Consider the following 23,913-nt stretch of genomic DNA (forward strand, 5'->3'; position numbering starts at 1 on the left):
CTTAGCGTAACTACGCGTGTAGCGCTCTGTGGCCGTTCCGTGTCCAGAATCGGGCCAACTACGCCAAACGGGCAAGGGGTTCGATATGCGGACGCCCGAGTCTCGGAATGCGTACATCTGGTGCATCGAATCCAACGGTTCCGCATCGAACGGCGAAGATCCATTGCGTTGATCATCCGGAGTGAACGGATCCGGATGCATCCGGGTGGCGCCACCATCCGGAAGGGTGGGGTGGATATGCGATACACCCCCTATGCACCGATATTGGGTGCTAAAGGCGCAGCGCATCGGAGTCGAATTCAGCTGCCCCGGCGCCGGCGGCACAGCGCACTCTTGAGGAGGCACTCCATGCGTGGAGCCACACACGCCACATGGGCCGCAGGTGCGGCGGCGGTAGCCCTCGCGGCGACGGCCTGCGGGGGTGGGGGTGGAGGCGGCGGTGGTGGCACCGGCGCGGTGCTCAGCGCCTCGTGGACGGATCCGCAGAACCCGCTCGAGCCGTCCAACACCAACGAGGTGCAGGGCGGCAAGGTCATGGACATGATCTTCCGGTCGCTGAAGCGCTACAACCCCAAGACCGGCGCGGCCGAGAACATGCTCGCCGAGAAGATCGACACCTCCGACTCGCAGAACTTCACCATCACCATCAAGGACGGGTGGACCTTCAGCAACGGCGAGAAGGTCACCGCGAAGTCGTTCGTGGACGCCTGGAACTACGGCGCCAGTCTCAAGAACAACCAGAAGAACGCGTACTTCTTCGGGTACATCGAGGGCTACGACAAGGTGCATCCGGAGTCCGGCAGCCAGAGTGCCGACACCATGTCCGGGCTGAAGGTCACGGGCGACAACACCTTCACGGTCAAGCTCACCCAGAAGTTCTCGACCTTCCCCGACACCCTCGGCTACCCGGCCTTCGCCCCGCTGCCCCAGGCGTTCTTCGACGACCACTCCGGCTGGCTGAAGAAGCCCGTCGGAAACGGCCCGTACACCATCGAGTCCTACACCAAGGGCTCCCAGATGAGCCTCAAGAAGTGGGACGGCTACCCGGGCGAGGACAAGGCCGAGAACGGCGGGGTCACGCTCAAGGTCTACACCGACAACAACACCGCCTACACCGACCTGCTGGCCGGCAACCTCGACCTGGTCGACGACGTCCCGGCCGCCCAGCTCAAGAACGTCAAGAGCGACCTCGGTGGTCGGTATCTGAACACGCCCGCAGGCATCATCCAGACGCTCGCCTTTCCCTTCTACGACCCGGACTGGAACAAGAGCGGCTCGGACAAGGTCCGCAAGGGTCTGTCCATGGCGATCAACCGCGAGCAGATCACCGACACGATCTTTCAGAAGACCCGTACCCCGGCCACCGACTGGACCTCGCCGGTCCTCGGCGCGGACGGCGGCTACAAGGAGGGTCTGTGCGGGGACTACTGCGCGTACAACGCGGACGACGCGAAGAAGCTCATCGCCGAGGGCGGCGGAATCCCCGGCGGGCAGGTCAAGATCACGTACAACGCGGACGCCGGCTCCCACAAGGAATGGGTCGACGCGGTCTGCAACTCCATCAACAACGCCCTCGGCAACGACAAGGCGTGCGTCGGCAACCCGGTCGGCACCTTCGCCGACTTCCGCAACCAGGCCTCGCAGCAGAAGCTCTCGGGCCCCTTCCGGGCCGGCTGGCAGATGGACTATCCGCTGATCCAGAACTTCCTGCAGCCGCTCTACTACACCAACGCCTCCTCCAACGACGGCAAGTGGTCCAACAAGGACTTCGACCACCTCGTCAACGAGGCGAACGCCGAGACCGACACCGCCAAGGCCGTCGGCCTCTTCCAGCAGGCCGAAGAGATCGTCCGCGACAACATGGCGGCCATCCCACTCTGGTACCAGAACGGCAGCGCCGGCTGGTCGGACCGCCTCTCGAACGTCGCGCTCAACCCGTTCAGCGTCCCCGTCTACGACGAGATCAAGGTCGGCTGAGCGTTCATGGGACGGTATGTCGCCCGGCGCCTGCTGCAGATGATCCCGGTGTTCATCGGCGCCACCCTGCTCATCTTCCTGATGGTGAACGTGATGGGCGACCCCATCGCGGGCCTGTGCGGCGACCGGCAGTGCGACCCCGCGACCGCCGCCCAGCTCAGGAAGGAGTTCGGCCTCGACAAGCCGGTCTGGCAGCAATACCTGACCTACATGGGGAACGTCTTCACCGGCGATTTCGGCACCGCCTTCAACGGGCAGCCGGTCACCGAGCTGATGTCGACGGCGTTCCCGGTCACCATCCGGCTGACGATCGTGGCGATCCTCTTCGAGATCGTCATCGGCATCACGCTGGGCGTGATCACCGGTCTGCGGCGCGGGCGGCCCGTCGACACCTCGGTGCTCCTGGGCACCCTCGTCGTCATCTCCGTCCCCGTCTTCGTCACCGGCCTGGTGCTCCAGCTGCTGCTCGGCGTCCAGTGGCAGTGGATCGAACCGTCGGTCTCCACGGACGCCACGTTCGGCGAGCTGATCGTGCCGGGCCTGGTGCTGGCCTCCGTCTCCCTCGCGTACGTGACCCGGCTGACCCGCACCTCCATCGCGGAGAACAGACGCTCCGACTACGTCCGCACCGCCACCGCCAAGGGCCTGCCCCGGCACCGGGTGATCACCAAACACCTGCTGCGCAACTCGCTGATCCCCGTCGTCACCTTTATCGGCACGGACATCGGCGCGCTGATGGGCGGCGCGATCGTCACCGAGCGGATCTTCAACATCCACGGCGTCGGCTACCAGCTCTACCAGGGCATCCTGCGCCAGAACACGCAGACCGTCGTCGGCTTCGTGACCGTACTCGTCCTCGTCTTCCTGGTCGCCAACCTGCTCGTCGACCTCCTCTACGCCGTACTCGATCCGAGGATCCGCTATGCCTGAGCAGCCGCCGTACGAGAAGGAGGGCGCGATCGCCGCGACCGGCATGGGAGGCGCAATGGACCTCGGCGCGAGCGAGGCGGAGACGTTGGAGCAGCGTCCCTCAGCCGCCTCCGGCGGACGGGCACCGGGCGGACCGGAAGGCGCGGGTCCGCAGGAGAAACCCAGAAGCCTGTGGTCCGACGCCTGGCACGACCTGCGGCGCAACCCCGTCTTCATCATCGCCGGGCTCGTCATCCTCTTCCTGGTCGTCATCTCCCTGTGGCCCTCGCTGATCGCCACCCAGAACCCCCTCAAGTGCGACCTCGCCAAGGCCCAGGAGGGCTCGCAGCCGGGCCACCCCTTCGGGTTCGACGGCCAGGGCTGCGACGTCTACACCCGGGTGGTGTACGGGACCCGCGTCTCGATCAGCGTCGGCGTCTGCGCCACCCTCGGCGTCGCGATCCTCGGCTCTCTGCTGGGCGGGATCGCCGGGTTCTTCGGCGGGGTGGGGGACGCGTTCCTCTCCCGGATCACCGACATCTTCTTCGCCATCCCCGTCGTGCTCGGCGGTCTGGTCCTCCTCTCCGTGGTGACCAGCAATACGATCTGGCCGGTCATCGGGTTCATCGTGCTGCTCGGTTGGCCGCAGATCTCGCGTATCGCGCGCGGCTCCGTCATCACCACCCGGCAGAACGACTATGTGCAGGCGGCCCGCGCGCTCGGCGCCTCCAACGCGCGGCTGCTGCTGCGGCACATCACACCCAACGCCGTCGCGCCGGTGATCGTCGTGTCGACCATCGCGCTCGGTACGTACATCGCCCTCGAGGCGACGCTCTCGTACCTCGGCGTCGGCCTGAAGCCGCCGACCGTGTCCTGGGGCATCGACATCTCCGCGGCCTCCCCCTACATCCGCAACGCCCCGCACATGCTGCTGTGGCCGGCCGGCGCCCTCGCGATCACCGTGCTCGCGTTCATCATGCTCGGCGACGCGGTGCGCGACGCCCTCGACCCGAAGCTGAGGTGACGGCCGTGCTGCTCGAAGTGCGCGATCTGCACGTGGAGTTCAGAACCAGGGACGGGGTCGCCAAGGCCGTCAACGGAGTCAGCTACAGCGTGGACGAGGGCGAGACGCTCGCCGTGCTCGGTGAGTCCGGCTCGGGCAAGTCGGTGACCGCGCAGGCCGTGATGGGCATCCTCGACATGCCGCCCGGGAAGATCACCGGCGGTGAAATCCTCTTCCAGGGCAAGGACTTGCTCAAACTGAAGGAGGACGAGCGGCGCAAGGTGCGCGGCGCCGAGATGGCGATGATCTTCCAGGACGCGCTGTCGTCCCTGAACCCCGTGCTCAGCGTCGGCGACCAGCTCGGCGAGATGTTCACCGTGCACCGCGGGATGTCCCGGAAGGACGCCCGCGCCAAGGCGATCGAGCTGATGGACCGGGTGCGCATCCCGGCCGCCGCCGACCGGGTGCGCGACTATCCGCACCAGTTCTCCGGCGGTATGCGCCAGCGCATCATGATCGCCATGGCGCTGGCCCTGGAACCCGCCCTGATCATCGCCGACGAACCGACCACCGCCCTCGACGTCACCGTCCAGGCCCAAGTCATGGACCTGCTCGCCGCGTTGCAGCGCGAGCTCGACATGGGGCTCATCCTCATCACCCACGACCTCGGCGTGGTCGCGGACGTCGCCGACCGGATCGCCGTGATGTACGCGGGCCGGATCGTCGAGTCGGCGCCGGTCCACGACATCTACAGAGCCCCCGCGCACCCCTATACGAAGGGGCTCCTGGAGTCGATCCCCCGGCTCGACCAGAAGGGCAAGGAGCTCTACGCGATCAAGGGCCTGCCGCCCAACCTGATGCGCATCCCGCCGGGCTGTGCCTTCAACCCGCGCTGCCCGATGGCCCAGGACGTGTGCCGCACCGACGTACCGCCGCTCTACGAGGTGGACGAGAAACGCAGAAGCGCCTGCCACTTCTGGAGGGAGTGCCTCGATGGCCGAGACGGTGACTGAGGAGCGTCGGGCGAGCCCGCCGACCGAGCCGCTTCTGGAGGTCAGCGGCCTGGTCAAGTACTACCCCCTCACCCAGGGCATCCTCTTCAAGAAGCAGATCGGCGCGGTCAAGGCCGTCGACGGCGTCGACTTCCACCTCGGCCGCGGCGAGACCCTCGGCATCGTCGGCGAGTCCGGCTGCGGCAAGTCGACGGTCGCCAGGATGCTGGTCAACCTGGAAAGGCCGACGGCCGGGTCGATCAAGTACAAGGGCGAGGACATCACCCGGCTGACCGGCAAGGCGCTGAAGGCCGTACGCCGCAACATCCAGATGGTCTTCCAGGACCCGTACACCTCGCTCAACCCGCGCATGACCGTCGGCGACATCATCGGGGAGCCGTACGAGATCCATCCCGAGGTGGCGCCGAAGCGCGACCGCAGGAGGAAGGTCCAGGACCTGCTCGACGTGGTCGGACTCAACCCCGAGTACATCAACCGCTACCCGCACCAGTTCTCCGGTGGCCAGCGCCAACGCATCGGCATCGCACGGGGGTTGGCGCTGCGCCCCCAGATCATCGTCGCCGACGAGCCGGTCTCCGCGCTCGACGTCTCCGTGCAGGCCCAGGTGATCAACCTGATGGACAGGCTCCAGGACGAGTTCGACCTGAGCTACGTCTTCATCGCGCACGACCTCTCGATCGTGCGGCACATCTCCGACCGCGTCGGCGTGATGTACCTCGGACGGATCGTGGAGACCGGCAAGGACGCCGAGATCTACGACCATCCGACACACCCCTACACCCAGGCCCTGCTCTCCGCCGTGCCCGTGCCCGACCCGGAGGCCCGGGAGCACCGGGAGCGGATCATCCTCACCGGGGACGTGCCCTCCCCGGCCAACATCCCCTCCGGGTGCCGCTTCCGCACCCGCTGCTGGAAGGCCCAGGAGCGGTGCACGCTGGAGGTGCCGCTGCTCGCGGTGCCCGCGGAGTTCCGGCTCACCGAGGGCCCGGCCGCGCACGACTCGGCCTGTCACTTCGCGGAGGAGAAGCAGGTCGTACCGCCGGAGGAGCCGCCGGACGATCATGATGACGGGGTGAAATAGCCGCACAAAAGTGCATGAACTGCGTTAACACGCAGGCAACTTGGCCGACCCGATCCCGATATACGGACGCGTCAGTCTGAACAACGTACGGCCGTGCGGGTGCCGTAAACGAGCCGGGGTGCGCCATGTCACCCCGGCTCGTTGCCGTGCTCGCGCCGGTGTGGCAGGGAATACATTTTCGAAGCTGTGGGAGTGCTGATAGGTTCCTGTGTGGCTAATGGGGGAGCCGACAACTGACCAGGTCGCCCCCTGTTGACGCAATGACATGGGGGAATTTCATATGCGCGCAAAGATCGCGTTTCGCTCTGGCATGACCATCGCAGCCCTGGCACTGATCGGCACCTCTGTGCCCGGCCAGGCTGTCGCCGCCACCGACACGTCACTGCCTCGCGCGGCGACCGTCCACGCCGGCGACCTCACGTTCGCGCCGAAGGCGTCGAAGCAGACCCGCTCCATCGTGGCCGCGAAGCCGTCGGTCGCCGCCAGTGCCTCGACGGTGTGCGGAGCGGGCTACACGAAGATCATCACCGCGAAGCGGCTGCCGAGCGACTCCACCCGCTACGCGACCGTCTACGTGTACACCAACGGCACCACCACCGGTGACCTGATCTACGACGTTCCGACCTGCGGCGTGCTGTGGAACGACACCGGTTCCGCCCAGTACATGGGGATCCGGCTGAAGGACAACTACACCGCCACCGCCGACGACGAGGACTTCGGCACCTTCAGCACCTACGCGGGCCCTGTGCGCCAGAAGAAGGGCTACTGCGGCGAGGTGTACTCGTACATGAAGAAGGGCGGCAGGGTCGTCATCGACAACCTCTCCTCGGTCGGCTCCTGCAACTGACGGCCGCCGCCGTCACCCACCTTCAGGCCAGGGCTCGATGATCCCGGCGTGTCGGCTCCGCTCCGACACGCCGGTCTGATCCAAGACGCCGGTCTGCTGCGACACGCCTGTCTGCTGCGACACGCCTGTCTGATCCAACATGCCGGTCTGCTCCGGCACACCGAGCACGTCCGCGCTCGTATCGAGTGCTGATCCGGCCTGTCCACACCTCATATCCCCGCGTCCGCTGCCGCATGCCCGGCGGCGGCGCGCTCCGCCGTGCCCGCACGCCGTGCCCGCACGCCGTGCCGGCGCGGCCAACTCATCGCGAAAGTAGAGAAGTTGAGACGCGACATACTGCGGTATGCGCGCATACCCGTGACGACGGCACTCGCTGTGTCGTTGTCGGCGGGTGTCGCCACCACCCAGGCATACGCACAGACCGCGCCACCCGGCGCGGCCGACGGCTGGTCGGCACCGGCCTCACCCGGAGCCGACGAGCAGCCCGGCGCGATCCCCGCCAAGAAGCGGGCGGGCGTGCTGGGCAAGAACTACAGGTCCAGCAAGGACCGGGCGTTCACCACGATCGGTGACGGCACCGGATTCCACCTCCTGGTCGCCGCCGAGAAGGACGGCTACGCGTGGAAGACCGCCGCCTCCCTCTCCGAGCCGGGCTTCGACACCGACACCTGGATCGGCAACGCCTGCCTCACCCAGTCCGGCAAGTACGCGGCCGTGGCCTACGCGCCGCGCACCTTCACCAACAAGCCCGAGCTGATGACGCGCGGCGCGTTCACCGCGGTCGTCGACCTCTCCACCGGCGATGTGAAAAAGCTGCCCTTCACCGCGACGCTCGGCTACTTCTCGCCCGGCTGCGGCACCGGTGAACAGGCCGTGTTCACCGCGCTGACGGACGACACGGCGAAGAAGGACCGGACCCGGCTCGTCACCGTCGACGCCCTCACCGGCAAGGAAAGCGCGCGGCAGACCGTGAGCGGGCAGGTCACCTCGGCGATCCCCACCCAGCGGGGCATCGTGGCGGCCGAGGGCAACCACCTCGTGCGCGTCGCCGGCTCCAAGGTGCGCACGGTGGTCACGACGAAGACCACGCCGTTCCAGCTCAAGGCCGACGCCGACGGCGGCGTCACCTTCCTCGACCGCGAGCCGGGCTCCGCCGAGCGGCGCACCACCGCGGGCGAACGGGCCACGGTCAACCGCGTCAGCGCGGCGCAGATCAGGGCGCCCAAGGCCAAGGCACGCCCCGCGGGCCTCGCGTCGGGCCGGCTGACCGAGTTCGACCTCACCTCGACCCCGGCGGGCGAGGTGTACGTCACTGGCAAGGCGACCACGACGTCCCGGGCCGCGGGCCTCCTGCACAACCCCGGCGGCATCGCCAAGGACGCCCGTGTCTCCAGCCGGGGACAGGCCGCGGTCACCGCACGGTGGGCGGACGGCAAGTCCTCCCGCATCACCCAGGCCGAGGCCGACTCCCCCCGCCTGGTGCGCACCGACATCAGGGCGCTGGACACCGGAAAGACGACGGTCGTCGACACCAGCCCCGAGGCCGTGGCGCTCGGCAGCCCGACGAACTACGGCAAGGGCAACGACCTCACCCCCGCCCTCACGCTCGGCGGGAAGCAGGCCGCCCCGCGGGCCGGGGCCACCTCCGTGGACACGGACCGATCGTGTTCCGTGCCCCGCAACGACCCGAAGAAGCAGGCCTTCCAGCCGACCCCGCGGCAGATCGAGTGGGCCGTGGACCAGGCCGTCGTCGGCAAGCTCAACAAGGGCGCGACGCGGCTGGCGAACTGGAAGAACACCGGCATGGCCGCGTACGCGCCCCAGTCGCTGTTCCCCCTCAGGAGCCTGAGCGGCGGCTCCGGTGCCGACTGGCATGTCCCGGCGACGGTGATGCTCGGCATCACGGCGCAGGAGTCCAACATGTGGCAGGCGGCCCGCATGGTCGTCCCCGGTGTCACGGGCAACCCGCTGATCGGCAACTTCTACGGCACGCCGTACGCGGCGGACGGCGACCAGGCCGACCCGTTCTTCATCGAGTGGGCCAAGGCCGACTGCGGCTACGGCGTCACCCAGGTCACCGACGGCATGCGGATGCGGGGCAAGGAGAAGCCCGGCGAGACCGCCCTGTCCACCACACAGCAGGAAGCGGTGGCGCTGGACTACGCGGCGAACATCGCCGCCGGTGTCAACATCCTCATCGAGAAGTGGAACCAGACCCGTGCGGACGGGATCGTCATCAACGACGGCAACCCGAAGTACATCGAGAACTGGTTCGCCGCGCTGTGGACGTACAACACGGGCTACCACCTGAAGGCGGACGCGGGCAAGGAATCCGGTAAGTGGGGCCTGGGTTGGACGAACAACCCCGCCAACCCGCTGTGGAAGGCCAACCGCACTCCGTTCCTGGAAGGGGCCGACGGCGGAGACGCCTACTGGCACGCGGCGAACCCGCAGGACTGGCCGTACGAGGAGAAGGTCATCGGCTGGGCCGCGCGTCCGATCTCCGCGATGTTCAAGCCCGGTGACTTCCAGCCCGGTTACCGCGCCGCCTGGTGGACGACCACCATGGACCGCACGAGCGCCAAGCCGCCGGTCGGCCTGTTCTGCGACGGCAGCAACGACTGCGACCGCGACAAGATCACCGACACGGACAGCAACGACACCGGCAAGGGCGCCTGCAAGCTGCCCGGCGACCCGGACACCTCCAACCCGCTGTACCTGAAGTGCTGGTGGAACAAGCCGGTCCAGTGGAAGGACTGCACCGCTCGGGCGCAGTGCGGCAACCCGGTCCACCGGTTCGACGACACCTACCCCGAGCAGCCGGACGCGGACTCCTACCCGCCGCGCTGCAACACCGGTCTCCCGGCCGGTTCGATGATCGTGGACGACCTGCCCAACGGCACCATCCCCGCTGGCTCCTCCAACCGGTGTGCGGGCGTGTCGTCCGAGGGCAAGTTCGAGCTGAGCTTCGCGTACCCCAACGGCCGGGTGGACCTCCACCAGATCGGCGCGGGCAACGGCAACCACTTCTGGTTCTCGCACACCCGGTCCAAGACCGGGGACGCCATGGGCATCCGCATGTACACCAAGGGCACCTGGACGCTGAACAGCGGCAAGCGGGGCTGGATGCGGGTGTACGCGCACATGCCCGACCACGGCGCCCACACTCGGCAGGCCTCCTACGTGGTCGGCGGCACCGACTCCAAGAGCCCGGTCCGGGTCCACCCGCAGCGGGTGCAGGAGAACAAGTGGGTCGACCTCGGCGTGTTCAACTTCACCGGCGTCCCGACCGTTTCGCTGGACACCAACACCGCCGACGGACGCGGTGAGGAGGACATCGCCTGGGACTCCGTGGCGTTCACGCCGCTGCCGGGCAAGCCGAAGAACTTCGTGGTCGCCATGGGTGACTCCTACTCCTCCGGCGAGGGTGCCACCGCGCCGGGCGGCAAGGACTACTACCCGGAGACCGACTTCCGCGACCCGGTCAACGAGAAGGCCCACAAGGAGGGCAAGGCCGAGGTCGACACGACCTCGAAGTGTCACCGGTCCAAGCTCGCCTGGTCCCGCCAGGCGACCCTGCCCGGCGCCTCCAAGTCCATAGGGGCGATGGCAGATTCCTTCGACAACACCATGGACTACCACTTCGTCGCGTGCTCCGGCGCCCGCACCTACGACGTGCGGGACGGCAGCCAGGGCGAGGTCTCGCAGCTCGACGCGGGCTACCTCGACCAGAACACCACCCTGGTGACGATGAGCATCGGCGGCAACGACGCCCGCTTCACGGACGTCGTCAAGAAGTGCGTGGACATCCCCATCCCCTCCCTCGTCAACTGCCAGGCGGCCTCGATTCCGAACATCGACCCCGACACCGGCAAGGAGACCAGCGGGGAGACCGGCCGGCTCGACGAGTGGGCGCCGAAGTGGCTGCACGACGCCGTCCGTCCCCGGATCGCCAATCTGATCAAGGCCATTCACACCAAGGCACCCCACGCGAAGGTCGTCCTCATGGGCTACCCGCGCCTGTTGGAGAAGGACGGCTCCTGCCTGCCGGCGCTGGACGCCGTCGAGGGCCAGTTCATCAACAAGGTCGCGAACACCCTCGCCGACGAGATGAAGGGCGCGGCGTCCGACGCGGGCACCTACGCGGTCTTCTCCGACCCGCGCGACGAGTTCGCGGGCAAGGCGATCTGCGGAGACCCCGAAAGTGTGCACGGCATTGTCATGACCGGCCGGTCCCAGGCCGACAACGACGGGCCGGCGCCGTCGATGCAGTCGTTCCACCCCAAGCCCGCAGGCGCCCGACTGTACGCCGACGCCCTGGAACACACCCTCCGGGGCAACTGACACCCGCGCGGGGCCGGGCCCACCGGCCCGGCCCCGCCAGGAAAGGAATCCCATGCGCAAGACGCTCACCACCGTCGGTCTCGCCGCCTCCGCGCTCGCGGCCGGCGTCCTGCTCGCCACCCCGGCGGCCGCCGCGTCGGCCACCACGGACTTCGACGTGTACTTCCCCGGCCAGAAGCCGGAGTCGCAATACCACGTGACGAACACCGCCGCCGTCTCGGGCGGCAGGATCACCGCGAAGTCCGTGGTCAACTGGCAGATCCTGGTCGACCAGGTCATCGACAACAGCAAGCGGTTCACCAGCTTCAAGATCACCACCCGACTGGAGTCCCGCCCCGGCAAGGACAGCGCCGACGTCGTCGAGACGTCCAAGACGTGCGACCTGACCAAGCTCGTCAACGACAACTACACCTGGTTCCTGATCGAGCCCGTGAACACCTGCACCGCCCCGTCGATGGTCTACGACGGTGAGGTCTTCTGGTCCTCGGACTCCACGGTCGTCTACGACATCGAGGGCGACGGAAAGGGAGCCATCACCAAGGAGATCGGCGGCTCGCCGCTGGCCCACGGCTGACACCGGTGACCGTGTCGGGGTCCTGAGCAGTTGAGTACGGGTGCTCAGGACCCCGGCCCACCGTTTGAGGAAGGCTCCATTCATGGAACGCCAGCCACGCCAGCCACGCCAGCCACGCCGGCACGACGGTCTGCTCGCCGTCCTGGTCGGGCTCTTCGACGTCCTGCTCCTGTTCGTCCTCGGTTACGGACTCGTCGTCGCCGGCATCAGCTTCGGCGCCCCCGACCCGTACGAGATGCAGCGGACGGCCGACGAGCAGCACGGCATCCTCGTGTTCAGCGCATGGCTGGCCGGCGGCGGCTTCGCCCTCGCCGCGGTGCTGCGCTTCTGGAGGACCGGCGTCGTCCACCTGCTTCTCATCGGCGCTCCTCTCCTGGCCTACCTCGCCTGGCAGAACTGACCGGCGGGTTCCCGCGTCAGACGAGCCCCAGTGAGCGCTTCAGGAAGTCCACCTGGAGCAGCAGCAGATTCTCGGCGACCTGTTCCTGCGGGGTCATGTGCGTGACGCCCGACAGCGGCAGCACCTCGTGCGGGCGGCCCGCGGCCAGCAGCGCAGAGGAGAGCCGCAGGGCGTGCGCCACCACCACGTTGTCGTCGGCGAGGCCGTGCACGATCATCAGCGGCCGGTGCGGCTCGGCGGGCGCGGAGAGCCCCTCGTCGGTGATCAGCGAACTCTTGGCGTACGTGTCCGGGCTCGTCGCCGGATCGCCCAGGTACCGCTCCGTGTAGTGGGTGTCGTACAGCCGCCAGTCCGTGACCGGGGCGCCCGCGATGCCCGCGTGGAAGACGTCGGGGCGGCGCAGCACGGCGAGCGCCGCGAGCCAGCCGCCGTACGACCAGCCGCGGATCGCCACCCGGGACAGGTCGAGCGGGAACGTCTCGGCGAGCCCCTGGAGCGCGTCGATCTGGTCGTCGAGCGAGAGCGTGAAGTCGTCGCGGATCGCCTTCTCCCAGGCGGGGGAGCGGCCCGGGGTGCCCCGGCCGTCGGCGACGATCACCGCGAAGCCCTGGTCGGCGAACCACTGCGAGGTGAGGTGCGCGTTGTGCGCGGCGAGCACCCGCGGGCCGTGCGGACCGCCGTAGGGGTCCATGAGGACAGGGAGGGGAGTGTCACCGTCGTAGTCAGTAGGCATAAGCACGGCGCATGGGATTTTCCGTGCGCCCCCCTGTGTGAGAGTCACGCGCGGGGACAAACCGGGATGTTCGGCGTACGACGGGATGGTCGCCGCCCTCTTTCCCTCGCGCAGCACCTGTACTTGGGCGCCCGGCTGGTCGAGCATCGACGAGACGAGCACCGTCACGCCCCCGGCGCGCGCCGCCGAGTGCACGCCGGGCTCCTGCGAGACGCGCTCCATGCCGAGCTCGTTGACGCGATACACATGCACCTCGCCGGTCTCCGGAGCGGCCGCCGCCGCGCCGGCCGACGCCGAGATCAGCACGTCGTCGTCCGACACGTCGAGCACCGCGCGGACGTGCAACTGCGGTCCCGTCAGTGGGCGTTCACCGAACGCGAGCACCCGGACGCCGCCCTCGTCGGCGATCCGCACGAGCTGTCCGCCGGGGCTCCAGCACGGCACTCCAGCGAAAAGATCCAGCCATTGTTGATCTTCGTCCGCGTGCACCATCCGAGTCGCCCCGGTGTCCGGTTCCACGGCCAGGAACAGCTGGCTGCGCTGGTCCCGCGCCTGCACCAGAATCAGCGGCGCACCCCCCGCTGACCAGTGCACACGCGCCAGATACGGGTAGCGCGCCCGGTCCCACACGACCTCCGTGCGCACCCCTCCGAGCCCGATGACGAAGAGCCGTACGTCCGCGTTGGCGCTGCCCGCCACCGGATACGCGACCCGCTGCGGATCGCGTTCCGGCTGCGCCGGATCGGAGATCCACCAGCGCTGTACGGGCGTGTCGTCGACCCGCGCGACGAGCAGCCGGTCGCTCTCCGGCGACCACCAGAAGCCGCGCGAACGCCCCATCTCCTCGGCCGCGATGAACTCGGCCAATCCATAGGAAACCGACTCGGATTCGGGCTCCGTCAGCGCGCGGTCGTCCTCGCCCTCGGCGCCCACGACCCGCAGGGCGCCCCCGGCGACGTACGCCACGAGCCGTCCGTCGGGCGAGGGGCGCGGGTCGATCACCGGCCCGGGGACGCGGAGTTCACGTGCCGTGCCGGCCCGCAGCTCCGCCGTGAAAAGCCGCCCTGACAAGGCGAAAGAGGCCAACTCGACCGCCGTGTCGGTGGCGTAGCCGACGACCCCGGCGCCGCCCTCCCGGCTGCGCTCGCGGCGCGCCCGCTCCTCCGGCGGCAGATGCTCCGTGGCGCCGCCGAGCAGCGCCACCGGATCGGCCGCGACCCTTTCCCCGCCCTCCGGCACATCGAGAACCCACAGCTGGTTCGCCCGGTCCGTACCGGTGCGGGACCGCAGGAACACGACACGGGAACCGTCGGGAGACACGGTGAACGCACGCGGCGCGCCGGAGGTGAACCGCTGCGTGCGAGCGTACCGGCGCGGGAACGAGAGAGGCTCGGTCGTCATGCCCTGACCATATTGGCCATGCGCCCCCTTGTGCGGCCGTGCGCCGATCGATGCGCGCGTACGGATAGTTATGATCACTAGCGCTGCGTGGGTATTAACCTGCCGGCTGCTGTATGGATTTATCGACCCCCCATGTCCGACCCCCGAACCGGACCCAAGTCCCAGGGATCTTTGGAGGTGAGCCGCCGTGGCACTCTCGATTTCGGCGGTGGTGCTGCTGGCGATCATCGTCGTCATCCTGGTCAGGAAGTCAGGACTGAAGGCGCCGCACGCCATCGTGTGTGTCCTGCTCGGCTTCTATCTCGCCTCCTCGACGGTCGCTCCCACGATCAACGAGCTGACCACGAACATCGCGGGCATGATCGGCAGCATCAAGTTCTGATCCGCGCCCCCGTCGGGTGCTGATCCGCGCCCGGCTCGGGGCCGGCGCCGTCGCCTCGTAGGGTGGGCTCCATGACGGAACTGCCCGACCGGCGTCTGCTCCTGGTGCACGCGCACCCGGACGACGAGTCGATCAACAATGGCGCGACCATGGCCAAATACGCGGCCGAAGGCGCCCATGTGACGCTGGTGACCTGCACCCTCGGCGAGGAGGGCGAGGTCATCCCATCCGAGCTCGCGCACCTCGCGCCCGACCGCGACGGCGGGCTCGGCCCGCACCGGATCGGTGAGCTGGCCGCCGCCATGAAGGAGCTCGGGGTCACGGACCACCGCTTCCTCGGCGGCCCCGGGCGCTTCGGCGACTCCGGGATGATGGGCGTCGAGCAGAACCACCGCCCGGGCGCCTTCTGGTCCGCCGACGTCGACCAGGCCGCCGAGCACCTCGTGGAGGTGATCCGCGAGGTGCGCCCCCAGGTGCTCGTCACCTATGACCCCCAGGGCGGTTATGGGCACCCGGACCACATCCAGGCCCATCGTGTGGCCATGCGCGCCGCCGAGCTGGCCGCGGAGGCCGCCTTCCGCCGGGACCTCGGCGAGCCCTGGGAGATCGCCAAGATCTACTGGAACCGCGTGCCGCGCCCGATCGCCGAGGAGGCGTTCGCGCGCCTCCGCGAGGCCCTCCCGGAGCTGCCGTTCAGCCGCGCCGCCGCCGTCGACGACGTACCGGGTGTCGTGGACGACCCGGTGATCACCACCGAGATCGACGGGACCGCGTACGCCGCCGCCAAGGCCGCCGCGATGCGGGCGCACGCCACCCAGATCGAGGTGGCCGAGCCCTGGTTCGTCCTCTCGAACGAGCTCGCGCAGCCGCTCTTCACCACCGAGTACTACGAGTTGGTGCGCGGGCAGCGGCGCGCGACGCGGGAGACGGACCTCTTCGAGGGGATCGATCGGCGAGAGGCGGACGTGCGATGAGTTCGACGGGACAGCGCGGAGACATGCTCGCCCAGCCGCTGACACGGCCCTCGGGCGGGCGGATGGCCGCCTACCTGGGCCTCTTTGTGCTCGGCGGCGTGGTCGGGGCCGCCGGGGCGCTGGTGCAAGCGGCCTGGTTCCCGGGAGGGTTGCTGCTCGCGCTGCTGGGCGCGGCCGGGCTCTTCCTCGGCGGCGCGCGGGCGACCGCCTCCCGGGCCGGGGCTGTCGCGCCCGCGGCCGGCTGGATGGTCGCCGTCGTCCTGCTCACCGCCACCCGCCCGGAAGGCGACTTCCTCTTCGGCGCGGGAGTCGTCTCCTACCTCTTCCTGCTCGGCGGCATGGCTGTTGCTGTGATGTGCGCCACCCTTGGGCAGGGGCGGCAACCGAAGGGTTCCGGCGCCCGACTTGGCAAGTGACGTACCACTTCGCCGTATCCAACAGGTGCGGGTCCGGTGGGGGTTTCCTTCGCGGGCGAGGTTTGCGCGCCGGACACGGCCAGTATGGTGGTGCGCGCCGCCGAGCTGCCCGAGATGAGGTCGAGTAAACGGGCGGCGGAGCCAACCGGGAGAACCTGCCTTGAGTCGTGAAACTGACAGTTCGTCCTCCGGGCCCAACGGGCGCGGTGGAGCCGCGTACCCGTCGGGGACGCCGCCGTACGGGACCCCCGCGGCTTCCGAGAGTGGCGTTGACGCGGGCCGTTCGGCCACCGGCAACCCGCCGGAGGAGCGCAAGACCGAGACCACGCTGACGACACGGATCCGGATCAACATCCCCGGATCGCGGCCCATCCCGCCCGTCGTCGTCCGCACACCCGTCGCGGACACCGACGCGTCCGCCGAGGCCGCCGACGGCGTGAGCAACGGCGCGGAGGCGCCGCGGGGCGCCAGTTCGGCCGCGGGCACGTCCGCGCCGACGGCCACCTCCGCGGCCACGACCGCGTCCGCGTCCGCCGCCACGTCCGCGTCCGCGGACAGCGCCGCCGGAGCACCCGCCGCGGCCGAGGAGAAGACCAGCGACTGGTTCGCGCCGCGCAAGTCCGGTGCGCCCAAGGGCGGGCCGGGAGGTGGGTCCACCAACGGCGCGGGCCTGCCCGGCGGTTCGGGTCCCGCGGGCGCGGCCGGCTCCACGGGAGCACAGGGCGGGCGCCCTGGCGCCCCGGGGGGCGCGCGTCCCAGCGCCGCGAACGGTGCCGGTCCGCTGGGTGCCCCCGGCGGCGCCCGGCACGGTGGCGCGAATGCCCCCCGCCCCGGTGGTGGCGGCGCTACGAACGGTGCCGGGCTGCCCGGTGCCACCGGCGCCGGACCCGTGGCCCCCGGCCACGGCGGCGGCACCGGTTCCTTCGACGTCTCCGCGGCGCTGAGCAGCACCGGGTCCTTCCCGTCCGTCGGATCCGGCAACGGCGGCGAGCCGCGCCGCGACGACCTCCCGTACTTCTCCGAAGGCGGGCAGGGCGGCCAGGGTGGCCCCGCCGGCCCGACCGGCGGTCCGGTCACCGGCGACGGCCCGCTGGCGCCGCCGGCCGGTCCGGGCGCGGCGCCGGGCAGCCTGGCCGCGGGGCCGGGCGCGGGATATCCGGGAGGTGCTCCCGGCGGTCCCGGCGGCGCTCCCGGCGCTCCGGGCGTCACGTCGCGCGGCGGTCTCAGCGGTGGTCTCAGCGACGACACCGCGATCCTCACGCCGCAGAAGCCCGCGCCCGAGCCGGGCGCCGGTGCCTACGGCGGCCCCGGGGACAACGTCTCCGGGCACACCCTGACCAGCGGCATCCCCGTCGTGCCGCCCGCCCAGAACTCCCCGTTCGGGCCGGGCACGCACACCGACGGCCCGCTGCCGCACACCCCGCCGAAGCTGCCCGAGCCGGTCCAGCAGCCCCCCGCCTCGTCGAAGCCGGCGAAGAAGAAGGGCCGCAGCAAGCTGAAGCTCGTGGGCGTCGGCGTGTTCGTCATCGCCGGCGGCGCCTACGGCGCCGGGCTGCTCATGAACCACTCGGACGTGCCCAAGGGCACCACCGTGCTCGGCGTCGACATCGGCGGCGGCACCCGGGACGAGGCCGCCAAGAAGCTCGACGACGCCTTCGGCGACCGTACGAACAAGGCGCTCAAGCTGTCGGTCGACGGCGACACCGTCTCGCTCAAGCCGGACCAGGCCGGGCTCCAGCTCGACAGCCAGGCCACCGTCCGCGCCGCCGCGGGCAGCGACTACAACCCCGTCTCGGTGATCGGCTCGCTGTTCGGCCAGGAGCGCGTCGTCGAGCCCGTGATGCCGGTCGACGAGGAGAAGCTGCAGGCCGCCCTGGAGCGCGCCGCGGGCGGCTCCGGTTCGGTGAGCGACGGCACGATCAAGTTCGAGCCGGGCAGGGCCGTCGCCGTCTACGGCAAGGCGGGCAAGGGCATCGACGTCGCCGCCTCGACACAGGCCGTTGAGGACGCGTACCGCGCCCAGGTGGAGACCGACACCACCACGCCGGTGAAGGTCGCCACCACGACCCGCCAGCCGACGGTCTCCAAGGCCGAGGTCGACCGGATGATGACGAAGTTCGCCGAGCCGGCGATGTCCGCGAACGTCACGGTGCGGACGGATGCCACCCACACCATCTCGTTCAGCCCGCAGAACTCCATCTGGAAGTTCCTGAGCGTGCGCGCGGTCAACGGCAAGCTCGTCCAGCACTACGACCTCAACGCGCTGAAGGGCCTGTACGGCGGCGCCTTCGACGGCATCACGATCACCAAGGGCGACGGCAGCAAGAAGCCCGTGAGCCCCCAGGACGTCGCCTCGGCCCTCGACAAGGCGCTGCTCGGGAAGACGACCGCCGACCGCGACGTGACCATCTCGACGAACCCCAGCTAGCGGACGCGCTTCCGCTTCGAGGAGGGCACCCGGCCATGGTTTCCCTGGCCGGGTGCCCTCTTGTCGTACGTCAAGATCCGATGCAGCGTGGCCCCGAGTGAGCCATGGCGAGCGGGTGTCGAAGGGGCGGGTGGGCCGGATGGGGGCGAAAAACCCTTGCCCGAGGGCGAGGAACAGGCGCGGGCGTTGGGTTTGAGGAGTGCGGCACCGGCGTGCGTCCGCGCCGTATGACATCTGTCATCCGGGACTGAGGACACACCGCACTGCCGACGGCACCCTCCGCGCCGCCACGATGGATCACATGACAACGACTGCGGCGGCCACCACCTCGGTGGTCGGGTTCGAATCGGTGACCAAGAGCTACGGGAACGTCCGGGCCGAGCGCGATACGGGGGGTCTGGGGGCGACAGCCCCCCAGGTACGGGACGGGCAGGGGTGGAGGGGGCGAAAGAAGGTCAGTTGAGCATCGCCCGTGCGGCGTGGGCCTGTTGGCGTACTCGGTCCGCGGCGGGCTCGTCCACGGCGGCCACCACATCGGCGTACGCCTCGAGTTCGGCGGCACCGCCAAGGAAGTCACCGCGCTGGACGAGGAGTTGGGCCCGCTCGTAGCGCAGTCGGGCGGGGTGCGACGGCAGCAGCAGGGACAGCTCGACGGACCAGAGGGACACGTCCGAGCGCTCGGGCCGGGCGGCGGCCCACGCACGGATGTTGTTCAGGATGCGCAGCACGACGTCGAGCGGGTCGGCGGGGGAGAGCATCGACGGGTCGAGCGGGGCGCCGGTCGCCCCCGCGACGAGCAGCTCCGCATCGGACCCGGTGAGGACACGCCCCCCGTCGAAGGGATCGGCGAGCACCTGCTGCTGGAAGAAATCACCGAGCGAAGCTCCTTGAGGGGCGGCGGTCGGGAATGGGGTATCCCCTGCTCGAGCGGAGCCGAGAGCTTGGGGAGGGGTGGGAGGCCCGAAGCCGACGACGAAGTGCCCGGGCAGAGCGACCCCGTACACCGGCGCACCGGCCCGCCGCGCGACCTCCATCCACACCACGGAGAGCAGGATGGGCAGCCCACGCCGCCGCCGCAGCACCTCGTGCAACAGCGAGGACTCCAGCCGCTGGTAGTCGCCCGGCGAGCCCCGGAACCCGCAGCGCCCGCCGAGCAGTTCCCCGAGCGCGGCCGCCCAGGACCGCGGCCCACCGGGCCGGAACGGCAGCTGCCCCGCCAGCCGGTCCAGCTCGATCTGCGCCGCGTCCATCCCGGCCTCGTCCAGGGCCCCGTCCGCCGCGGCCCCCACCAGGAGGCACAACACCGCCAGATCGGGCCGCTCGGCCCGCGCCTCATCGGCGAACCGCCGCCGCACCTCGGCGGCCCGCTCCGGTTCCGGTGGCTGAGGGGAACGCATAGCTGCCTCGTGCCCCTTCACACCGATCGATACGAGTCGCCGACCCGAAAACCACCGGGCCCGCCGCCCCGGCGCCTGCGCGGCTCGTCGGCCTGGCGGCCGCTCGGCTCGCCGTCCCGGTGCCTACTTGGCTCGTCGTCCCGGTGCCTGCTTGGCTCGTCGGCCCGGCGGCCGCTCGCCCCGCCGTCGCGGCGGTCGCTCGGCCCGCCGTGTCGGTGCCTGCTCGTCCCGCCGTTCCGGCACCCGCTCGGCTCGCCGGCCCCGAAACCGCCGCGCCCGTCGTCCCTGTGTCCGGAGCCACCGCCGGCTTCGCGGCCGTAGCGGCCCTCCTCACCCGGCCGCTCGGCGGCACCCTTTCCGACGTCCCGGCCCGCAGCCCCGGTGCCGCGGCCCTCGGTGTCCCCGCCCGTGGTCTCGGCGTCCGCGGTCTGGGCCTCCGCAGCCTCGGCGTCCCGACGCGCAGCCCTGGCGTCCCGGCCCCCGGTGTCCCCGCCCGTGGTCTCGGCGTCCGCGGTCTGGGACTCCGCAGCCTTGGCGTCTCGACCTGCAGCCCTGGCGTCCCGGCCCGCGGTGTCCCCGCCCGTGGTCTCGGCGTCCGCGGTCTGGGACTCCGCAGCCTCGGCGTCCCGACCCGCAGCCCCGGCGTCCCGGCCCTCGGTGTCCCCGCCCGCGGTCTCGGCCTCCGCAACCTCGGCGTCCCGACGCGCAGCCCCGGCGTCCCGGCCCCCGGTGTCCCCGCCCGCGGACTCGGCACCCGCGGCCTCGGCGCCCGCACCCCCGGACCCCGCATTCGCAGCGTCCGGCACCCACCGATAGTGGTGGTAAGCGTGATGCGGTCCGAAGCCCATCCCGGCGTACATCGCGCGCGCCCCCGCGTTGTCGTCCTCCACCTGGAGCCAGGCCGCCGAGGCGCCCTCGTCCAGGGCGCGGCGGGCCAGGGCGGCCATGACGGCCGTGGCGAGGCCCTGGCGGCGGTGGGCGGGGGCGACCTCGACGGCCGCGAAACCGGCCCAGCGGCCGTCCACCACGCACCGCCCGATCGCGGCCGGAGCCTCCCCCTCCGCACCGGGCACCGTCGCGAACCACACCGAAGGCCCGCTGCTCAGCACCTTCAGGGCCACGTCGCTCAGCCCCTTCCTCTGGTACCGCCCAAGCCAAGCGTCGTCCGCCTCGCGGGAGAGCACCACCCCGGGCGCCTCCCGGTCCCCGACCGGCGCGAGCGAGCCGATCCACAACTCGGCCGTCACCTCACGCACCCACCCGCGCGCCTCCAGCTCCGCGCACAGCAGCTCCTGCGTGCCCTCGGCGCCGGTCGCGGTCTGGATGTACGCGGGCAGACCACGGGCGGCGTACCAGTCCCGTACATAGGTCAGCGCCTCGTCCAGCGGCACGCCGGGGTCGCCGAGCGGCAGGACGGAGTTGGCGCGCCGGGTGAACCCGGAGGCCGCCCGCAGCTCCCACCCGCCGAGCCGCTCGCTCTCCACCGGCCGCCACGCCCGCGCGGCGACCCGCGCCAGCTCCTCGTACGAGGCCGCCGGGCCCCGCCGACGCGCCGGAGCGGACGGCACGACCTTGCCCGCGACCAGCGCGGATTCGGCAATCCGGACACGTTCCCCGGTCCGTCGTGTGATCAGCAGCACACCTTCGTTCCATGATGTGAGAACACCAACCGTGTCGGTGAACTTCTCACCCTCGGCGGCATCTTTGATCATCCGCCGAACAGAGACACGTTTGCCCACGTCAGCAGCGGTGATACGGACCTCAAGGCGGCCGGAGGCAGAGATTTCCACAGGTCAGTTCACCCCTCCTGTTCGGATCATGCCCAAGAACGGAGATACTAGGGGCGGGCATCGACGACGCCGCGCTCCCGCGCGCCAGGCGGCGGAGCCTACGGAGGCCCCGCCAGCGCCCTATCGAGGAGGAACGACAGCGTGACCTACGTCATCGCGCAGCCTTGTGTCGACGTCAAGGACAAGGCGTGCATCGAGGAGTGCCCGGTCGACTGCATCTACGAGGGCTCCCGGTCCTTGTACATCCACCCGGACGAATGCGTCGACTGTGGAGCCTGTGAGCCGGTGTGCCCGGTCGAGGCGATCTTCTACGAAGACGACACTCCCGAAGAGTGGAAGGACTACTACAAGGCGAACGTCGAGTTCTTCGACGAGCTCGGCTCGCCCGGCGGCGCCAGCAAGCTCGGCCTGATCGAGCGCGACCACCCCTTCATCGCAGCGCTACCGCCGCAGAACCAGTAAGCGGCCCGCACACGTGCCGCCTCGGTCCCGTACGGCCTGATCGCCTTGATCGCCGTACGGGACCGAGGCGTTTGCCGTATCAGCCCGTGCCGGCCACACGCGCGCCGGCCACACGTACGGGTCGTACGTACGAGAAAGTGAGCCCGATCCCGTGTCCGCAGTCTCCGACCGGCTTCCCACCTTTCCCTGGGACAAGCTGGAGCCCTACAAGGCGACGGCCGCCGCTCATCCGGGCGGCATCGTCGACCTGTCCGTCGGCACCCCGGTCGACCCGGTGCCCGAGCTGATCCAGAAAGCTCTGGTCGCGGCCGCGGACTCGCCGGGCTATCCCACGGTGTGGGGCACGCCCGAGCTGCGGGACGCGATCACGGGCTGGGTGGGGCGACGGCTCGGCGCCCGGGACGTCACCCACCACCACGTCCTGCCGATCGTCGGCTCCAAGGAACTGGTCGCCTGGCTCCCGACCCAGCTGGGCCTGGGCCCCGGCGACAAGGTCGCTTACCCCCGCCTTGCGTACCCGACGTACGAGGTCGGCGCGCGCCTGGCCCGGGCGGACTACGTCGTCTACGACGACCCGACGGACCTGGACCCGACAGGCCTCAGGCTCCTGTGGCTGAACTCCCCGTCGAATCCGACGGGCAAGGTGCTGTCCAAGGACGAACTGACCCGGATCGTCGCCTGGGCCCGCGAGCACGGCATCCTGCTCTTCTCCGACGAGTGCTACATCGAGCTGGGCTGGGAGGCCGACCCGGTCTCGGTGCTGCACCCGGACGTCTGCGGCGGCTCGTACGAGGGGATCGTCTCGGTCCACTCCCTCTCGAAGCGCTCGAACCTCGCCGGCTACCGCGCCGCGTTCCTGGCGGGCGACCCCGCCGTCCTCGGCGACCTCCTCCAGATCCGCAAGCACGGCGGCATGATGACGTCCGCGCCGACCCAGGCCGCCGTGGTTGCCGCCCTGTCGGACGACACCCACGTCCGCGAACAGCGCGAGCGCTACGCCGCCCGCCGCACCGCCCTCCGCGACGCTCTCCTCAACCACGGCTTCCGCATCGAACACAGCGAGGCCAGCCTCTACCTCTGGGCCACCCGCGACGAGTCCTGCTGGGACACCGTGGCCCACCTGGCCGAGCTGGGCATCCTGGTGGCCCCCGGCGACTTCTACGGCCAGGCAGGCGCCACGTTCGTACGCGTGGCCCTGACGGCAACGGACGAACGAGTAGCAGCAGCGGTGGAACGCCTGGCGCAGCCGTAGTGGTTACTGCTGCGGCGTGAGCACAAGCGAGGGGTCCAGGAAACGAACGTTTCCTGGACCCCTCGCCGTACAGCCCCGCGGCTAGCCGAGACCCTTCAGCGGCAGCTGGCCCGTCGGCAGCCCACCCTTGGTGACCGCTTCGGTCGGCAGGCCACCCCCGGTCGCAGTCTTGGCGGTGTCACCGAGCACCCCGCCGGCCTGCCCCGCCGCATCCCCGGCCACCTTCTGCGCGGCCGGCGTCGCCGTCTTGGCGACCTTGCCACCGGTCTTGCCCACGGCCGACACCGCCTTCTTGACCGTGTGGCCGCCGGTCTTGCCCGCGAGCCCGGTGGCGTTCTGAGTCGCACCGTCGACGGTGTTGCCGAGGTTTGTCCCGTCCAGGGCGGTCAGCCCGCCGAGGTTGGGGGTGGCCGGCAGGTCGGGGGCCGCGCTGGCGGAGCCGGCCGCACCGACCCCGGCTGCCGCTCCCGCTGCGACGAGCAGCGCGGCACGGGCGATCCGGCGGGTCAGGGGGAGGGACATGATGCTCC

18 protein-coding genes and 1 pseudogene are annotated in these 23,913 nt (G+C 70.2%); 15 read left to right on the plus strand and 4 right to left on the minus strand.

Annotation, left to right across the window (positions count from 1 at the left end):
- Positions 1–348 precede the first annotated feature (348 nt).
- From ACFY0T_RS31680 to ACFY0T_RS31720, 9 genes are all read left to right on the plus strand, one after another.
- Entirely contained in the window at positions 349–1,977 is a 1,629-nt protein-coding gene (locus tag ACFY0T_RS31680) for an ABC transporter substrate-binding protein (RefSeq protein WP_388878068.1), read from the plus strand.
- A gap of 6 nt (positions 1,978–1,983) precedes the next feature.
- On the plus strand, positions 1,984–2,907 hold the full coding sequence (locus ACFY0T_RS31685; RefSeq protein WP_388878071.1) for an ABC transporter permease: 924 nt from the start codon (positions 1,984–1,986) through the stop codon (positions 2,905–2,907).
- The gene (locus ACFY0T_RS31690) at positions 2,900–3,910 is read left to right on the plus strand and encodes an ABC transporter permease (protein WP_388878074.1); all 1,011 of its coding nucleotides are present in this window, start codon (positions 2,900–2,902) and stop codon (positions 3,908–3,910) included. The genes ACFY0T_RS31685 and ACFY0T_RS31690 overlap by 8 nt, the downstream gene beginning before the upstream one ends.
- A 5-nt stretch (positions 3,911–3,915) precedes the next feature.
- Positions 3,916–4,902, plus strand: coding sequence for an ABC transporter ATP-binding protein (locus tag ACFY0T_RS31695; RefSeq protein ID WP_388878077.1), 987 nt, complete (start codon positions 3,916–3,918; stop codon positions 4,900–4,902).
- On the plus strand, positions 4,883–5,983 hold the full coding sequence (locus ACFY0T_RS31700) for an ABC transporter ATP-binding protein (protein WP_388878080.1): 1,101 nt from the start codon (positions 4,883–4,885) through the stop codon (positions 5,981–5,983). Before ACFY0T_RS31695 ends, ACFY0T_RS31700 begins: the two co-directional genes overlap by 20 nt.
- A 310-nt stretch (positions 5,984–6,293) precedes the next feature.
- A complete protein-coding gene (locus ACFY0T_RS31705; protein ID WP_388878082.1) occupies positions 6,294–6,830 on the plus strand; it encodes a hypothetical protein in 537 nt (178 codons plus the stop codon).
- 321 nt (positions 6,831–7,151) lie between these two features.
- Entirely contained in the window at positions 7,152–11,174 is a 4,023-nt protein-coding gene (locus ACFY0T_RS31710; RefSeq protein WP_388878085.1) for a GDSL-type esterase/lipase family protein, read from the plus strand.
- Positions 11,175–11,226: 52 nt separating this feature from the next.
- Positions 11,227–11,748, plus strand: a complete 522-nt coding sequence (locus ACFY0T_RS31715; protein WP_388878088.1) for a hypothetical protein — start codon at positions 11,227–11,229, stop codon at positions 11,746–11,748.
- A gap of 82 nt (positions 11,749–11,830) precedes the next feature.
- Positions 11,831–12,148, plus strand: coding sequence for a hypothetical protein (locus tag ACFY0T_RS31720; protein ID WP_388878090.1), 318 nt, complete (start codon positions 11,831–11,833; stop codon positions 12,146–12,148).
- A gap of 16 nt (positions 12,149–12,164) precedes the next feature.
- Here ACFY0T_RS31720 and ACFY0T_RS31725 read toward each other — a convergent pair whose 3' ends face one another.
- Positions 12,165–14,282: a prolyl oligopeptidase family serine peptidase gene (locus ACFY0T_RS31725; RefSeq protein WP_388878093.1), complete on the minus strand. Its 2,118-nt coding sequence runs from the start codon at positions 14,280–14,282 to the stop codon at positions 12,165–12,167.
- Between the two features lie 187 nt (positions 14,283–14,469).
- Between ACFY0T_RS31725 and ACFY0T_RS31730 the strand changes: the two genes are divergently transcribed.
- From ACFY0T_RS31730 to ACFY0T_RS31745, 4 genes are all read left to right on the plus strand, one after another.
- A complete protein-coding gene (locus ACFY0T_RS31730) occupies positions 14,470–14,664 on the plus strand; it encodes a hypothetical protein (protein WP_388878096.1) in 195 nt (64 codons plus the stop codon).
- A gap of 71 nt (positions 14,665–14,735) precedes the next feature.
- Positions 14,736–15,638 (plus strand): N-acetyl-1-D-myo-inositol-2-amino-2-deoxy-alpha-D-glucopyranoside deacetylase, encoded by a 903-nt coding sequence (gene mshB / locus ACFY0T_RS31735; protein WP_388878099.1) that lies wholly within the window; start codon positions 14,736–14,738, stop codon positions 15,636–15,638.
- The gene (locus tag ACFY0T_RS31740; protein ID WP_388878102.1) at positions 15,635–16,054 is read left to right on the plus strand and encodes a DUF6113 family protein; all 420 of its coding nucleotides are present in this window, start codon (positions 15,635–15,637) and stop codon (positions 16,052–16,054) included. Before mshB ends, ACFY0T_RS31740 begins: the two co-directional genes overlap by 4 nt.
- A gap of 160 nt (positions 16,055–16,214) precedes the next feature.
- Positions 16,215–18,482 (plus strand): hypothetical protein, encoded by a 2,268-nt coding sequence (locus ACFY0T_RS31745; RefSeq protein WP_388878105.1) that lies wholly within the window; start codon positions 16,215–16,217, stop codon positions 18,480–18,482.
- Between the two features lie 455 nt (positions 18,483–18,937).
- On the opposite strand, the gene ACFY0T_RS31750 is transcribed toward ACFY0T_RS31745, so the two are convergent.
- Both ACFY0T_RS31750 and ACFY0T_RS31755 read right to left on the minus strand, forming a co-directional pair.
- A complete protein-coding gene (locus tag ACFY0T_RS31750) occupies positions 18,938–19,879 on the minus strand; it encodes a tetratricopeptide repeat protein (protein WP_388878108.1) in 942 nt (313 codons plus the stop codon).
- A gap of 806 nt (positions 19,880–20,685) precedes the next feature.
- Positions 20,686–21,669: pseudogene (locus tag ACFY0T_RS31755) on the minus strand (GNAT family N-acetyltransferase); the annotation flags it as partial.
- Positions 21,670–21,810: 141 nt separating this feature from the next.
- Between ACFY0T_RS31755 and fdxA the strand changes: the two are divergent.
- Positions 21,811–22,131 (plus strand): ferredoxin, encoded by a 321-nt coding sequence (gene fdxA / locus ACFY0T_RS31760; RefSeq protein ID WP_018089397.1) that lies wholly within the window; start codon positions 21,811–21,813, stop codon positions 22,129–22,131.
- A gap of 151 nt (positions 22,132–22,282) precedes the next feature.
- On the plus strand, positions 22,283–23,383 hold the full coding sequence (locus ACFY0T_RS31765) for a bifunctional succinyldiaminopimelate transaminase/glutamate-prephenate aminotransferase (protein WP_388878111.1): 1,101 nt from the start codon (positions 22,283–22,285) through the stop codon (positions 23,381–23,383).
- Between the two features lie 81 nt (positions 23,384–23,464).
- Here ACFY0T_RS31765 and ACFY0T_RS31770 read toward each other — a convergent pair whose 3' ends face one another.
- A complete protein-coding gene (locus ACFY0T_RS31770) occupies positions 23,465–23,905 on the minus strand; it encodes an ATP-binding protein (RefSeq protein WP_388878114.1) in 441 nt (146 codons plus the stop codon).
- Positions 23,906–23,913 lie beyond the last annotated feature (8 nt).

It is taken from the genome of Streptomyces sp. NPDC001530 (assembly GCF_042894545.1).
In the GTDB taxonomy this organism is placed as follows: Bacteria; Actinomycetota; Actinomycetes; order Streptomycetales; family Streptomycetaceae; genus Streptomyces.